The organism is Arthrobacter sp. Y81 (assembly GCF_002929335.1).
GTDB lineage: Bacteria > Actinomycetota > Actinomycetes > Actinomycetales > Micrococcaceae > Arthrobacter.
This window is the reverse complement of record NZ_PJIL01000015.1, coordinates 93,783-108,216: the sequence shown is the minus strand read 5'-3', so window position 1 is coordinate 108,216 and position 14,434 is coordinate 93,783. Positions and strand designations below refer to the sequence as shown.

At 63.8% G+C, this 14,434-nt stretch carries 11 protein-coding genes and 1 pseudogene; 6 read left to right on the top strand and 6 right to left on the bottom strand.

The window, feature by feature from the left end; genetic code table 11:
- Positions 1-152: 152 nt before the first annotated feature.
- Positions 153-830 (bottom strand): GGDEF domain-containing protein, encoded by a 678-nt coding sequence (locus CXQ91_RS18220; protein WP_258074104.1) that lies wholly within the window; start codon positions 828-830, stop codon positions 153-155.
- Between the two features lie 20 nt (positions 831-850).
- On the opposite strand from CXQ91_RS18220, the gene CXQ91_RS18215 reads away from it, so the two are divergent.
- From CXQ91_RS18215 to CXQ91_RS18205, 3 genes are all read left to right on the top strand, one after another.
- The gene (locus CXQ91_RS18215; protein ID WP_258074102.1) at positions 851-1,600 is read left to right on the top strand and encodes an APC family permease; all 750 of its coding nucleotides are present in this window, start codon (positions 851-853) and stop codon (positions 1,598-1,600) included.
- Positions 1,601-1,678: 78 nt separating this feature from the next.
- The gene (locus CXQ91_RS25385; protein WP_258074101.1) at positions 1,679-1,894 is read left to right on the top strand and encodes a hypothetical protein; all 216 of its coding nucleotides are present in this window, start codon (positions 1,679-1,681) and stop codon (positions 1,892-1,894) included.
- Between the two features lie 568 nt (positions 1,895-2,462).
- Positions 2,463-3,476 (top strand): isopenicillin N synthase family oxygenase, encoded by a 1,014-nt coding sequence (locus CXQ91_RS18205; RefSeq protein ID WP_104175294.1) that lies wholly within the window; start codon positions 2,463-2,465, stop codon positions 3,474-3,476.
- Positions 3,477-4,142: 666 nt separating this feature from the next.
- Here CXQ91_RS18205 and CXQ91_RS18195 read toward each other — a convergent pair.
- Positions 4,143-5,591 (bottom strand): SLC13 family permease, encoded by a 1,449-nt coding sequence (locus CXQ91_RS18195; protein ID WP_104175292.1) that lies wholly within the window; start codon positions 5,589-5,591, stop codon positions 4,143-4,145.
- A 12-nt stretch (positions 5,592-5,603) separates the two neighbouring features.
- The gene (locus CXQ91_RS18190) at positions 5,604-6,722 is read right to left on the bottom strand and encodes a PrpF domain-containing protein (RefSeq protein ID WP_104175291.1); all 1,119 of its coding nucleotides are present in this window, start codon (positions 6,720-6,722) and stop codon (positions 5,604-5,606) included.
- A 240-nt stretch (positions 6,723-6,962) separates the two neighbouring features.
- Here CXQ91_RS18190 and CXQ91_RS18185 point away from each other — a divergent pair, with 240 nt between their 5' ends.
- Entirely contained in the window at positions 6,963-7,901 is a 939-nt protein-coding gene (locus CXQ91_RS18185) for a LysR family transcriptional regulator (protein WP_104175290.1), read from the top strand.
- Positions 7,902-7,937: 36 nt separating this feature from the next.
- On the opposite strand, the gene CXQ91_RS18180 is transcribed toward CXQ91_RS18185, so the two are convergent.
- On the bottom strand, positions 7,938-10,568 hold the full coding sequence (locus CXQ91_RS18180) for an AMP-binding protein (RefSeq protein ID WP_104175338.1): 2,631 nt from the start codon (positions 10,566-10,568) through the stop codon (positions 7,938-7,940).
- Between the two features lie 212 nt (positions 10,569-10,780).
- Here CXQ91_RS18180 and CXQ91_RS18175 point away from each other — a divergent pair, with 212 nt between their 5' ends.
- Positions 10,781-11,008 (top strand): CGNR zinc finger domain-containing protein, encoded by a 228-nt coding sequence (locus CXQ91_RS18175; protein ID WP_258074099.1) that lies wholly within the window; start codon positions 10,781-10,783, stop codon positions 11,006-11,008.
- Between the two features lie 65 nt (positions 11,009-11,073).
- Here the strand turns inward: CXQ91_RS18175 and CXQ91_RS18170 are convergent, their stop codons facing one another.
- On the bottom strand, positions 11,074-12,456 hold the full coding sequence (locus tag CXQ91_RS18170) for an MFS transporter (protein ID WP_104175337.1): 1,383 nt from the start codon (positions 12,454-12,456) through the stop codon (positions 11,074-11,076).
- Positions 12,457-12,783: 327 nt separating this feature from the next.
- On the bottom strand, positions 12,784-13,566 hold the full coding sequence (locus tag CXQ91_RS24815) for a DUF998 domain-containing protein (RefSeq protein ID WP_374953676.1): 783 nt from the start codon (positions 13,564-13,566) through the stop codon (positions 12,784-12,786).
- Positions 13,567-13,727: 161 nt separating this feature from the next.
- Here CXQ91_RS24815 and CXQ91_RS18160 point away from each other — a divergent pair.
- Positions 13,728-14,376 (top strand): annotated as a pseudogene (locus CXQ91_RS18160) (hypothetical protein); the annotation flags it as partial.
- Positions 14,377-14,434: the final 58 nt, after the last annotated feature.

The window sequence follows — 14,434 nt, the reverse complement described above, 5'->3', positions numbered from 1 at the left end:
TCTCCAGCGTGTTTCACACCTGTAACTTCTGAACCATTCGTCCCGCCACCCCCAAACACAGACGGGCTGGACTCGCCAAGGCAGGCTTCCGGCACGTCCAGGCCAGCACCCCTGTCTCTGAAGCGACCGTCCAGGACTGGCCAGGGGCCGATCTACTGTGCGAGTTCGACGCGGTTCCGGCCGGCGGCCTTTGCCGCATAGAGTGCGCTGTCGGCCTCACCCAGGATCTGCTCGGGGCTAAGCCGGTGGCCCGTGGTGCAGGCAGAAATTCCGGCGCTGAGCGTCAACGACCCGGACGGATCGCCGGAGTGCGTAATGTCCATTGCCTGCACGGCGGCCAATGCCCTCTGGACAAGGGTTCTGGCGCCGGTCGGCGTCTGGTGCGGTAGGACGAGGAGGAATTCTTCGCCGCCGAAGCGGTACACCCCGTCGCTCTGCCGTGCCTCGTTCGCCAGCGCGGCAGCCACTGTCCGAAGGGCAAGGCCGCCGGCCTGGTGGCCGTAGATGTCGTTGTAGCTCTTGAAGTTGTCCACGTCGCACATCGCGAGGCAGTAGTCGTGCTCGTACCGCTCGCTGCGCGCGTGCAACCGTTCCAGATCCTCGGCGAGCTTCAGCCGGTTGTTCAGCCCTGTTAGGGGATCGGTGCGGGCCTGTTCGGACAATACCCTCCGGTAATGGTCCAGATCGGCGTGCAACGTGGTCACTCGAAGGGCCACGAGCAGTCTGGCGCACAGTACGAAGGGATCCAGGGGTTTGGTGACGTAGTCGTCGGCGCCCGCCTGCAGTCCCGCGAGCATGTCGTCCCTGGATCCCTGGGACGTAAGCAGCACGATGTAGGGCCATCGTCAGTTTGAAACACGGTAAATGGCTGCCCTCGCTCGGAGCCATCCTCAAGGTCGCGTTTCTGACCTTCTTCATTATCGTCACCATGGCCTATGGGCTGCAGCACGGATTCAACGGACTCGAACTCGGTTTCTTCTCACCCACCCTGGCCGGCTTCCTTGGCGTCACCCCGCTGCTGCTTTTCTCGTTTCTTGGCTTCGAGTCCGGCAACAGTGCCGCGGGGGAGATGAAGAACCCGGCCAAGGATGTTCCCATCTCGATCGCCCGCTCCTCCATGATCGCCGCCGCGAGCTACCTCCTGCCGATCCTGGCGATCCTGCTGGTGGTGCCGCTCGACCTGATCACGGGCATCGGTGGCCTGTTCGGCGCTGTGGCCACCGTCTACACGGTGTTCGGCCCGGCCGCTGAGGTCATGCTGGCCATTTCAGCGGAGATCTTCTGCTTCGTCCTTGTATCGCAAGGCGCAGCATGGATGATCATCAGCGACCGCATGCAAGCCATGGCAGCCGCCGACGGCTCCTTCTTCGGAGGCTTCTTCGGCCGCTTCCACCCCAAGCTGGGCACGCCGATCCGCGTCAACACGCTTTCCGGGGTGATGGCCACGCTGTTCATGCTCGCGGGCCATGCAGCTCAGCGGGACCAGCAGCGCACTGTTCGGGGTGGTCCTGACCATCGCCATCTCAACGTTCCTGCTCAGCTACCTTCTTGCTATCCCGGCCGCAGTCCGGCTGCGGAGCAAGTACCCCCTGGCCGATAGGCCCTTCAAGGTTCCCGTCCCGGACACCGGTTTCCGTATTTTGGGTGCCATTTGCTTCGTCTGGATCCTGATCGGCTCGTGGGTGGCGATCTTCCCTGGAACACTCGAGGTCCTCTTCGGCCTGGAGACGACTTCGAGGCAACCTGGGGCGTCTCTCAGTTCACCTTCGAGGCCTTCGCGCTCGGCACACTCGGCTGCATCCTGGCCTTGGGACTCGTTGGTTATGCCCGCGGCAAGAAGGTCCGCGACGCTGTGGCGCCAGTGAGTACGACCGCTGAGCTGATCAACGACTGACTTTTTAGGGCGTACGACGGCGGCGGGTCACCTTGGGTTCTCATGGAACTTGTTGGTGGCCCGCCTACCGTTGGCGAGCGAGGCAGCAGGGACGCCAGGACAGTCCATTGCACGGACGTCGCAACCCAGTCTCCGGCAGGGGCAGCCAACAGAAGTCGCTCTTCCGCATACGGGTTTAGCCCATCCCTGCGGGGCCCGCCCAAGCGCCGCCGGCTCCCGTCCCGCCACCGCCGCGGTCGTCATCCTTGCCGCAGCGCCTGCATCGCTTGTACAGGCCACCGTCTTCGGTGTTCTCTACGTGCCATTCGTGGCGGATATTCAACTTGCACAGCAGAGCCGAAAGCATGAGCTTCTCCGATCTGAGGGCGCCCACAATCCGTGTTGCCAAGGCCAGTTTAAGGGCGCCCTCGGGCCGCCGCCAGTGACCTACCGGTTCTGATCCTTTGGTAGCGGAGTTCGGACGGATGCGGCATTTCGAAACGTTCATGCCCGACTTAGTTGCCCGGCCGTATCATGAAAGCAGACACATGCGCCGACTTGCCAAGTTCGCTGAAAAGGACTGGAGACGTTGCCACTCGAAACACTGCCCGTAGTCGACTTCTCCCGATTGAACGCGGGCGCGGAGGAGGCTTCCCGGTTTCGTGACGAACTGCGCAACGCCATGCATGAGGTCGGTTTCCTGTATCTGGCTGGCCATGGCGTCCCGCAGGGGCTCACGGACGCAATGCTGGACGTGTCCCGCCGCTTCTTCGAATTGCCCGAAGAACAGAAGCTCGCGATCGAGAATGTCCACAGCCCGCAGTTCCGTGGCTACACCCGTGTCGGCGGGGAACTTACGGACGGTGCAGTTGACTGGCGCGAGCAGATCGACATCGGCGTAGAGCGGGACGCGGTGGCGCCAGGCCCGGGCGTCGCGGACTATTGGCGCCTCGAGGGGCCCAACCTGTGGCCGGAGGCGCTGCCCGAAATGCGGGAGATTGTCGCCGAGTGGACGGAACGGCTGAGCACGATCTCATTGACTCTCCTGCGTGCTCTGGCCGTGTCCCTCGGCGCGCCCGAGGACACCTTCGATGAGGCATTCGCCGCACGGGCTTTCCCCATGCTCAAGGTTGTACGGTACCCGGGGTCATCCCACGAGGAACCCAAGCAGGGTGTCGGCTCCCACCGCGACGGCGGGGTGCTGACGCTCCTCCTGGTGGAGCCCGGCAAGGGCGGCCTCCAGGTCGAATACCAGGGCACATGGATTGACGCACCTCAGGTGCCCGGAACTTTCGTGGTCAACATCGGCGAGATGCTCGAGCTAGCCACGAACGGCTATCTGAAGGCGACCTTGCACCGCGTGGTCTCGCCGCCGCGCGGCACCGACAGGGTCTCTCTTCCGTTCTTCTACAACCCGGCACTGGACGCGAGGATGCCGCAGCTCGCGGTGAGCCCTGAGTTCCAAACCAAGGCGCGCGGCCTGTCAGTTGACCCGACGAACAGCCCGATTCTGGAAACCTACGGTGATAACGCCCTTCGCTACCGGCTTCGGGCCCACCCGAACGTAGCCGCGGTTCACCACGCGGACCTGATGCAACGCTGACAGCGCCAAGGGCTGGACTTGGACGAGCCGCTCCTGTTTGGATTCCAGTGTTGCCTCGAAGATCCGGACACTCCGGTGCTCGGGGCGCCGTCCGGACGAGCTGTGTTGGCCGAAACCTGGATTGTGGCGCATGGCGGCCAAATCTAGTTGTTGCTGTTTGCGGGTCGTCGGTAAACGCGAACGCCATCGCTACGTAGAAACAGCGAGCGGCCCTTTCCCTCATTTTGCTGAAGCCAGAGGACGCTGCCGTCCAGGGCGAGCATGTCGATGTGTCCTGAGCTTATGGGCTGTCCGTGACTGTGGATCTCCACTTCGTCGGCTCGGGACAGCTTGGACCAGTTGGGAACTGGTTCGGGGGCCGGGGATCCGGTAAGCGGATTGGCGGCGTAAGGGCGGAAGTTCATTGGTTTTCTCCTGGGGCGGGTCGGGCTGATGGACTACGTCCGGGGATGGTTGTGGGAGGAGGCAGGGTGACCTAGTGGTCACCCTGCCTCCTGTGCATGCTGCGCAGTTCTCGCGCCCGGCTTTCGGGCTACCTGTTGCGATGGAGTGCGGGAACGGCAGCATGCGTGCCGGACGTTGTGTCCGGCCGCCTGGGGCGTTTCCTCCGAGCTGGTCCGTGGCCGTGGGTGGTTTCGCCTGGGTTGCCCGGGCGGCGTGATCCGGTCACATGATGCCGGTGGGTACCAGCAAGGCCCATGCCAGCGCCGGGGCCACCAGGACCACTCCACCGGCGTACATCATCAGTTGCTTGTAGACGCGTTGGCGGTCGTTCTCCCGGGCGTTGGCTACAACGAGGGCACCGTCGGTGGAGAAGGGAGAGACATCCACCACTGTCGCGGCGATGGCGAGTGCAGCGACAGTTCCCGAAGCGCTCAGCGAACTGGACGCCAAGAGGGGACCGGCCAGGGGGATGAATGCGGTCAGCAATGCTGTGGAGGAGGCAAAGGCCGATCCGACGCCAATCACGTAGCAGAGCACCAGCGCGATCAGCAGCGGTGCCCCCAGTGCCAGGGCTTGTTCTGCAAGGGTATCGATGACGCCTACGTGCTGCAGTAGCGAGACATAGGTGATCATGCCGGCCACCAACAGGACGGTAGACCAGGAGATACCGCCGATGAAGGTCCGGTGTTCTTTGATGTTGATCAGTGCCAGCAGGAGGCCGGCGGAGAGAGCGACAAAGCCGATGGGCATATGGAAGCCCAGGGTGCAGATAAGCATCGCAACGATCAGCACCAGCGTGAGGATTTGCTGGCCGTGGGGACGCGTGGTGCGGGGCGCGTCAGCGTCGACATGCTGGGTACCCTCGCCGTCCCGCAGTTTGCCCAAAAGCGCAAACAGGACAACCGTCAGGGCCGAAAGGATGAGATTGAGGGCGAAGCTGGCGGCGAAGAGTGCGCCTTGGGAGATGGGAAAGCCGTTTTCCAACGCGATGTTGTGCACTAGTACGCCGGCCACGGACAACGGGGAAAAGCCGCCCGCGTGGGCTCCGTTGATGATGAACGCGCCCATCAGCACGGGATGGATGCGCGACTCGTAGGCGAATCCGATGGCCGCCGGCGCCAGCAGTGCGACGGCGGCGGGGGAGAAGGTGCCCAGCGCTGTCAGCGCGGCGGCCATAAGGAAGAACACCCAGGGCAGCAGCAGCGTCTTGCCCCTGACGAGGCGCACGCAGGTCTGGACGATGATGTCGATGGTGCCGTTCCTCTGGGCCATGCTGAAGAAGTAGGTGACCCCGATGATCGTCAGAACGATGCTGGCGGGGAAGTCCGCGAGAATTTCCTTGTCGGTCATTCCGAGCATGAAGTAGCCGACCCCGAAGGACGCGACCAGCCCCATTACGCCGATGTTCAGCGGCCATTTCGTGGCGACGACGAACATCACGACGAGGATGACGAGCGGGATGATCTGGACAGCGGTCATGGTCGGCTCCGATTCCGGGGTGGCCGCCGGGTTGAAGATGGCACCCCCGAACACGAGGGCGACCAGACCCAGGATCGCGATCGCGGCTACCGATATCAGCAGGATACGGCGGCGGCGGTTGGGACGCTTGGAACGGTCTTCCCGGACTTCGCTCTCTGCCTCGGGAGCAGGTTGGTAAATAGTCTTAGTCATGATCTTGGCTCCTCATTGAGTGGCTGATGCTAGTGAGGCTTCGACAGCGCTGCCGAGGGCCTCCGGGAGGTGGATGATGGTGGTGGCGATGGTGCGGGCCGTTCGGTCGACACCGACCAGCAGGGACCCGTCGCGCTCTTCGCTCCAGGTTTCGATCACTCCCGCGGGAGTGCGTAGTCTCAGGGTGGCCGGCGGCGTGTCGCCTGTGATGCTGTTGAGTACGGTGCCCGGGGTCCGTGCGGCGAGAGTCAGGGCGATGCTGCCGGTGATGGCCAGGGCCGGGTGGGGCTTGCCCATCGAGAGCATCATGACGTTGACGTCGCTGGCCGGGTCCGACTGGGTGGGGGAGGCGGCGATGGCGAGCTTGGGGATGGCGCGGGCAGCTTCGCCGATCGTTGGTGCCAGCCCCATCCGCACGGCAGCTTGTCGACGGATGTGCTCCAGGGTTTCCAGCTGTAGCTCCACCCCGGCGACCCAGCTGTCGTACCGGGCTGGGTCCAGGCCAAGCTCCTCAGCGCGGACGATCACTACCGGCGCTCCGGCGTCGACCATTGATACAGTCCAGCGCGTTCCGCCGGCGGTCATTGTGTCGGTTGCGGCGCCGGTGGGCAGTAGTTTTCCAGTGGTCTTGCCGGCTGGATCTTGGAAGCCGAGACCGACAAGGTAGCCGGGGAACGCAACCCCGGGCATCTGAGCGTCCGGAACGATGGGCAGAGCCCCTGCGGGAGTGGCGACCCGCTGGACGATGATCTGGCCGGTGTTTGTGTTGCGGGTGACGATGCGGGTGTTGTCCCCGTGGGGGATCACCCAGCCCTTTTCGATCGCGTAAAGGCCGACAACCGCGGAGCAGTTCCCGCAGTTGCTGCCCCAGTCCACCGCTGCCTCTTCGATGCCGACCTGGGCGAAGGTGAATTCGACGTCAACATCGTCGTCGGCGGCCCGGCGAAGGATCATGGCCTTGCTGGTTGTCGAAGTTGCCCCGCCGACACCGTCAATCTGCCTGGGGTCCGGGCTTCCGAACAGCCGGGGCAGCAACTCGTCCAGGCTGGTACGGGCTTCATCCAGGTGCTCCGTTTCGAAGACCCAGCACTTGCTGGTGCCTCCGCGCATCCATTCAGCTTCAATTTTCATCGTGTTTCCCTACATCTCCTAGTGCCGCGCATACGTTCAGGGCCCGCTAATAGAATGAGCCGGATCACAAATGAAGACAATGTTCAATAATTTATGGGGGATGTAGGGATACTTAAGTCATTGCGAGGACAGGTTTCCACGTTCGTCGCTGCGGGACCTCTTCGCGACAATGTCACAAAATCAGCCGCTTGATGGCGCACGATTGAATAGAATGAACCAAACACACAGAAGGGTGAACCATTGCTTAACGATGAAGGTCAAGATTTATTCGACATACGTCGGTTGGCGCTGCTGGTGGAGGTCGTTGAGCAGGGATCGATCACGGCAGCGGCCGAGGTGATGATGTACACGCCGTCAGCCGTTTCCCAGCAACTGCGCAAGCTCGAACAAGAGGTGGGGCAGCCGCTACTGAACCGCCGCTCCCGTGGGGTTGTGCCCACCGAGGCTGGACAGGTGCTGGCCGGCCACGCCCGCAAGATTGTTCGACAGATGAGCGCAGCTCGGTCCGACCTGGACCAGATCGCCGGCCTCAATCGCGGGTCCCTGACCGTCGGCACCTTCCCCACCCTCGCCGGGTCCTTCCTGCCCCTCGTCATCAGGACCTTCAAGAAGCGCTACCCGGCCATCAGCCTGTCGCTGCGCAGCGCCCGCTTTGACGAACTTGTGTCAGACCTCGAATCGGGAGTCACCGGATTGTGCCTGCTGTGGGACTACCCCTGGAATCGCTTCCGCGACGAGTCCATCCGCGTAACCGAAGTCTTCCAGGAGAGCACTGTGATTCTGGTAGCCAAGGGGCATCCACTCGCCGGCCGCAATGAAGTGAAGATGGAGGATCTGCGCAAGGAGTCGTGGATAGTCCGCGCTGAGGCGCACCCGGTGGTGGAGGTCCTGCAACGTTCCGCCCACGACGCCGGGTTCGAACCGGCCATTGGCTTCCTGGCGAATGATTACCAAGAGGCGCAGGCCATGGTCAGCGTGGGAATGGGCGTGGCCATGGTGCCCAAAACTGCCGTGGCCCTCCAGCACCCCGACGTGAGGGTGCTCAGTCTCGGGACCGCCGCGCCCCTGCGGCGGGTATTGCTGGCCCAACGCCAAGACAAGGTCTACGCCCCGGCAGAGGTCGCCTTCCACTCCACGCTGCTGGAAATCGCCCGCGAACGGGCCAGCGATTATCTCTAGAGGACAAGGCCGCGTGAGCGGTGCTAGCCAGGGTGCTCATACGTGCAGGCTGGTTCCCGCCCGGATTTTCAGCTGTGGTATCTGGCGTCTCCTGAGCCACTTTTCCGCCAGGCCCATGGACCGGGTGGCTGCGGCCCAGTAGAGGGTGCCTGCTGCCAGGGAAGCGATGACGGCCATGCCCTTCTGCGCCGGATCCACGAGCGGGTACACCAGCCAATGAGTGACGTAAATGTACAGGGACGCGCTTGCCAGCAGGGCGGTGAGCCGGTGGAGTCCGCGCGGGACGGACAGGGTGGGAAGCCAGAGCAGGATGAGGAAGCCCGCAAGGATCGTTGCGCTACGGTACTGGTCGTCGAAGGATTCAGGGATGGTGAGCAGGGCAATGGCTGTCACGGCTGCCTGCTGCCACAGCGTCCGCGACGCGGCAGCGGCCCAACCCAGACCGAACAGCCATAGGACTGGGCCCTGGCCCGGATAGCGGGTGTCGACAAGGTCGAAGAGCAACGGCAGGTCAAAGGCTATCAATGCCAGGGCGAAGGCCCACGGCCATCTGCGCTGGGCACGATCGGCCGCAGGGATCGCCAGCAGGGCCGCGAGACCTAGCAGGATGTGAACCAGGATCTCGATGAACCAGAACCGGGAATAGTCCGTCCATCCTTCCGGACCGAGCAGGGGATTGAGCAGGAAAACATTTGCCCAAGCATAGGTATCCGTGACTGCGAAGGCGAAGCCGATAACCACAACGCTGGGCGCGACGATCCGTGCAATGCTGCGCAGTTGCCGTCGGAGCCGGGCACGGCGGGTGCCGGTCAGCTGGAAGCGCGCAAAGTTATAGCCGGCGACTGCGATGAGTACGTGGGCGGTGCCTTCCCAGTGGAAGAAACCTATATGTGTCGAGACGATGAAGATGATGGCAACGGCGCGGAGGACAATCCCTGTTTCCATGGGGGCAAGCATCCGCCGGTACCAGCCCCGCGAAGTGCGCGCGGTCCGGCCGCCCGGCCGGCCTGCAGACTCGCCTGTGGTCGCGGCCGCCGGACTCTGCGGGCGGTGCGGGGCAGGCGCAAGTTTGCAGACAGGCATCAGGTGCCAGCCCTGGGGGATGTATCCGATCGCACGTTCCAGCCGGACCGACGCTGCCACGTAGGACAGTGAGTCACCGCCCAAGGACACGAATGTGTCCGTATCGGCGATGTCCTCCTGTTCAAGGACCTCCGCGAAGATCGTCCGGACGTCAGCCGGGTGTGCTACCGGTTCCGGTCCAGTGACAGTGCCGCTGCCGCCGTCACCATTTTGGGTCGCCAGGGCCAGGACGGCGGGGTAATCCGGCTTTCCGTTGGCGAGCCGCGGTACGCAGTCCACGGAATGAAGCTGCACTGCCGAGCGCGGCAGGCCCAGGTCCTGGGCAAGCGTTTTGGCCACCAGGGCAAGGTCGTGGTTGCCTTCCACCGCGGCGACCACTGCATCGTCCGAGCCTGTAGCCGCGGCGGTCAGGCCAAGATCGGCCAACAGCCGTTCGACCTGGCCCAGGTCTACGCGCAGACCCACGATTTTGACGAAACGGCTGCGCCTGCCAACGATTTCGTAGAGGCCGTTGGACCCGCAAGTGGCCAGGTCACCGGTTTGAAGCTCTGTGATGACCCGTCCCAAGGCAAGGTCTTCCGGCCGTTCGGCGTACCCCAGCATGACGTTGGGACCTGAGTAGACGAGCTCGCCGGCGTCCAGACCGGGGACGGGCTCCAGCCTGAAGGATCCGCCGGGCACGGCCACTCCAATGGCGTGGGGGTACTCTGCTGCCAGGTCAGGGGGCAGGTAGGCCATGCGGGCGGTGGCCTCGGTCTGGCCGTACATGACGAACAGGTCCCAGCCCTGCCGGCGGCCCAGTCCTGCGTAGGAACGTACGCGGTCCGGATCCAGCCGCCCGCCGGCCTGGGTGATGTAGCGCAGGCTGGGTATGTCCATGTGCTCAAATCCCACCCGGTCGAGGAGATCGAAGGTGTAGGGCACGGCGGCGAAGGACGTCACATTTTCGGTGCGGGCCAGTTCCCAGAAGCACGGGTCCACCACTGAGAGGTCGGTCAGCGCCAGGGACGCGCCCACCACGAGGTGGCTGTTCACCACACTCATCCCGTAGCAGTAGGAGAGGGGGAGCGTGGTGGCCGCGGTGTCGCTGGGACGCAGGTGCAGGTACTGTGCGATCGCTGACGCATTGGCCTGCACGGAGTCACCGGACAGGCGAACGAGTTTGGGCGAACCGGTGGATCCGGAGGTGCTCAGCAGAAGCGCCAGCTCCGGGTGCAGCTCATGCCGGGTTTCTTCCCGCCGTACGTCCAGTACCGCCTCACCGTGGGACGTACGGACCACGACATCCGGATCGTACGCGGCAACGAGCGTCTCGGTGGCCGTCCCGCCGCCTGTGGGCAGGATAAGCAATGGATTGCCGGAAGACAGGGCGGCGAGGTAGACCACCAGGGACGGCAGGGAGTTTTCGGCCTCGAGGGCAATCAGCCGCCGGCCGGGGCCGAAGGTACGGGTCGTGTCCTCCACGCGTCGTGCCAGTTCGCTGTAGCTCACTGATTGGTCTTTGGTCCTGATGGCGGGGCGGTCTCCGAAGCCGGCCAGCTTGGCGGCGAACGAGACGCCGGCCAAGTCTGGCTGTACATCCACGCCCTGCACAGTAGAAGGGAAAGCTAACCTAACTCAAGTGGACTTTGTCACCGGCCGCGAACGTTACGCGGCTTGCGTTCGTGCGGGCGGCATAAGACCAGTCTCAACCACCAGCCTCACGAGTCCAGCCGACGCGCCCGACTCGCGGGGAGGATCTCGCTGACGACGCTTCCCGCCCCCATCTGCATCTCTTCCCTGAGGGCGATGACGTTGTGTCCCGGGTCAAGGCCGTCACGGCCGGCGGCCTGGCATTGTTCATCGCCTGGAGCGGCGGACTCCGGATCGGCACCTGCGCCCGGCCGGCCTGCGTCAGGGCGTTCATCGACAACTCCAAGGCCGGAAGGCAGCGCTACTGCAGCGCCCGGTGCGGAAACACCGACGCAGTCGCCCGCCACCGACAAGCCGCCAACCAGCCCGCCCGGAACACGGCCAGGCCGTGATGGTCGCCTGCCTGTGCGACGTATGGAACATCGCAGCTCCCTTCACCTCCTCAAAGGAGTTCACTTCATGCGCGGGCGCTCCTAAGCGGCTGCGAATTGGCGTTGTGAGCTTCGAGGTCCTCGAGGGACTTGCCCTTAGTGTCGGGGGAGAGAAGGGTGGCCAGCGCCGCGACGAGGCAAATGCCGAACGTGGTGAGCCCGATGACCAAAGGAACGTTCGTTGACCCGGGGGGAGCGACCGCCGTGAAGATGCTCGGGAAGAACGACGCGATCATGAGGCCGACATTCTGCGACACCGCGAACCCGGTCACTCGGATCCGCATAGGGAACTGCTCCTGGAAGAACGTGGCGAATGTCGCGTTCCACATCTGGAAGAAGATTCCTTGCACTATCACGATGCACACGAAGACCAGCGGCAGGCTCCTCTGGTCGATTGCCCACAAGTATCCCCCTGCCAACAGGCCGCCACCGATCCCGCCAGCCACCATGAGCCCACGCCGGCCGATCCTGTCGGACAGAGCGCCGAACAGCGGGATCGTCACTACGGCAGCCACGTTAGCCACGAGGGTTACCCAGAGGAACTCGCTGCTGGAGTATCCGATGCCGTAGCCCTCTTGGGTCGCGTAGGACACGCCAAAGATGAGGGTCGCCATGCCGATCACGTTAGTGAAAGTCATGATGACGCAGCGGACAAAGACCCGTGGGTGGGTGCGCAGGAGGTCAACGAGCGGGAACCGGGGCTTCGCCTTACTCCTACCGGACTGCGCCAGGTACGCGGGCGGCTCCTGTACCCGACGACGGATAAGGTAGCCGGCCAGGATCACGAGGGCGCTAAGAAGGAACGGGATGCGCCAGCCCCAGGTTTCGAACTGGTCGTCGGGAAGAAAAGCGGCGAGCGGAAGCAGCACAGCGGTGGCCAAGATGGAGCCGACCTGCGTGCCCTGGAGACTGAAGCTGGCGAAGAAGCCGCGCTTGGCATCGGGGGAGTGCTCAACGATCATCGCGCTAGCACCGCCGAGCTCGCCTGCGACCGCGAAACCCTGGATCAGCCGGAGGATCACCAGCAGGACGGGTGCCAGGATGCCGACCTGCCCGTACGTGGGCAAGAGTCCGACGGCGAAGGTCGCGAAGCCCATTAGTAGCATCGCGAAGACGAGCACCTGCTTGCGGCCGCGCCTGTCGCCATACGCGCCCAGGACAACAGCGCCAACCGGACGAGAGAGGTAACCCACCGCGTAGGTCGCTAGCGAGGCGATGATCGCTACGGTCGGGTTCTCGGACGGGAAGAAGATGGCGGGGAAGATGAGCGTCGCGGCCAATGAGTACAACGCGAAATCGTAGTACTCAAGGGCGCTTCCGATCCAACCGCTCATCGCGGCTTTCTTCGGGTCCCTCGGGCCGGTGTCGGCTTTGAGGTCTGCGCGGATGTCTCCGGGGGCGGTGCTCATTCGATAAGATCCTTCGTCGTCTTTGGCAAGGAACCGGAATTCCATTCTGCGGGTGTGCTTCGTGATCACGATTGTCGAAGTGGCCGGAAAGCCCTTTCCATTGAATCGATTCATTTAGCATATGAGGTGATGCGGATTACGTCAACGTCTACACGAAACTGCACCAAGGGCCCGCGTAATTGCAATAGCCGGGGGAGTGGCATTGAAGGAGACGGGCAGATGGGCGTGATGATGCGCAAGCGAAGGCGCCGGTCGCCATCGTGGGATTTCGGCGCCGGGACGTCGCCATGTCACACCATTTTCGGGTTCGGAGAACGGGATCTGAACCTAGGGCTGCGCTTGGCGGATGGTTGCCCGACCCGCGTAGCGGTTACCCAGGCGGAATGCGACCGCGAAGATCCACGTCATGAATGTGACCAGAATGATCCGTTGGACGAGGCCTTTCCATTCAAACAGTCCGTTCCCGGGCTGCTGGCTGATTCTGAGCACGGCTACTCCGAGGGTGAGGGCCATGCCGCTGGCCAGTGTCCATCCAGCCAGCGGGCGCCAGACCGGGTCACGGCGGAAGCGCCGGTAGAATACGAAGCAACTGATCGGCGCGAATGTGAATACCAAGGCACCGAAGATGCCGTGCACGATGCCGTGGACGCTGTGTTGGTCGAACATCACGGACGGGTCGGTGGTGAATGGTCCGGAGGCCATCAGGCTGACTCCGATTATCTTTATCAGCGCGGGGCCGAACCGGGACGCCGCGCCGGTGCTGAAGTGCGCGGAGAGTCCGACTCCGAACACCAGCATCAATGCGCCGGTGAGGACAAAGTTGAGCATCTGCACCCAGCCGTAGGGGCCAAGGGACAGTTCGCTGACGAACATGCCCGTCGGGGAGTATCCGGGGGACAGCCACCCGTAAATTGTGAAGACGGACACAAAAAGGACTGCCCCGATCATGCCCGCCGCGGCGGCCAGGCTGACACGATGACGTCCACGCGCCCCCCGTCCGGGGGCAGGGTTCGAGATCACAAGGTGAAGCCTAGTGCGGCCGATGAACATCAGGGCCATCAGCACCCATTGGGCACTGGGCGGCAGGTGGTAGGTGATTCCGGTGCTCACTCCCACCGTGGCGAACGCGGAGATGGATTCGAAGAGGACCGCTGTTGAAGCCTGCGGTGCGAGGAAAAACAGTGCCTGCCAGGGAAGCGAGGAATTTCCCGCCTGTACTAAGCCCGCCTAGAGTTTCGGGCCGGTTCCACTCGAAGGCTGCGAAGAGCGTGAAACCCATCACCAGGAGTGCGACCCGACAGCTGCTGACCACCGCCGCCGTGATCATGAGTTCGTTCCTGGTCACCACCAGCTTCACCACGGTGATGCTGATCCCGGAGCAGGAATTCCAGCCCGGCGGTCAGGCCAACGGACGCGCGCTGGCGTTCCTCGCGCACGAATGCCTGGGTCACGGCTTCGGCACCGCCTACGACATCAGCACCATCGCCATCCTCTGGTTTGCCGGCCCGTCCGCGATGGCCGGCCTGTTGAACCTGGTGCCCCGCTACCTTCCCCGGTACGGGATGGCCCCGGGGTGGGCCAGGGCTGTGCGCCCGCTGGTGCTGGTCTTCACCCTGATCGGGCTCCTGATCACCTGGCTGTTCGAGGCCGACGTCGACGCCCAGGGCGGCGCGTACGCCACCGGCGTGCTGGCGCTGATGACCTCGGCAGCGGTGGCCGTGACGCTCTCGGCCCGCCGCCGCCAGCAAGGAAAACGCACTGATGCCGCACACCTACTTCCGCTGGACCGAAGGGAACCCGGTCATGAACCTGCTGAAGTTCCTCTTGCTGGGCGAGGGCGAAATCGCCCCGGTCACCCGTGAGGTTCTGCGGGAAGCAGAACCCGCCGTCACCCGCCGTCCGTGGGTCCATGTCGGCTGACCCGCGCTGAGGCGCCCTGATCGTCCTGGCGCGCGGGCTTCCCTGCCCTATGGAGTGG

What these genes read in the sequence shown, in the direction of transcription:
- CXQ91_RS18195 (WP_104175292.1), bottom strand. Translation starts at nt 5,591, where the DNA reads ATGACTAAGACTATTTACCAACCTGCTCCCGAGGCAGAGAGCGAAGTC.
- CXQ91_RS18190 (WP_104175291.1), bottom strand. Translation starts at nt 6,722, where the DNA reads ATGAAAATTGAAGCTGAATGGATGCGCGGAGGCACCAGCAAGTGCTGG.
- CXQ91_RS18170 (WP_104175337.1), bottom strand. Translation starts at nt 12,456, where the DNA reads ATGAGCACCGCCCCCGGAGACATCCGCGCAGACCTCAAAGCCGACACC.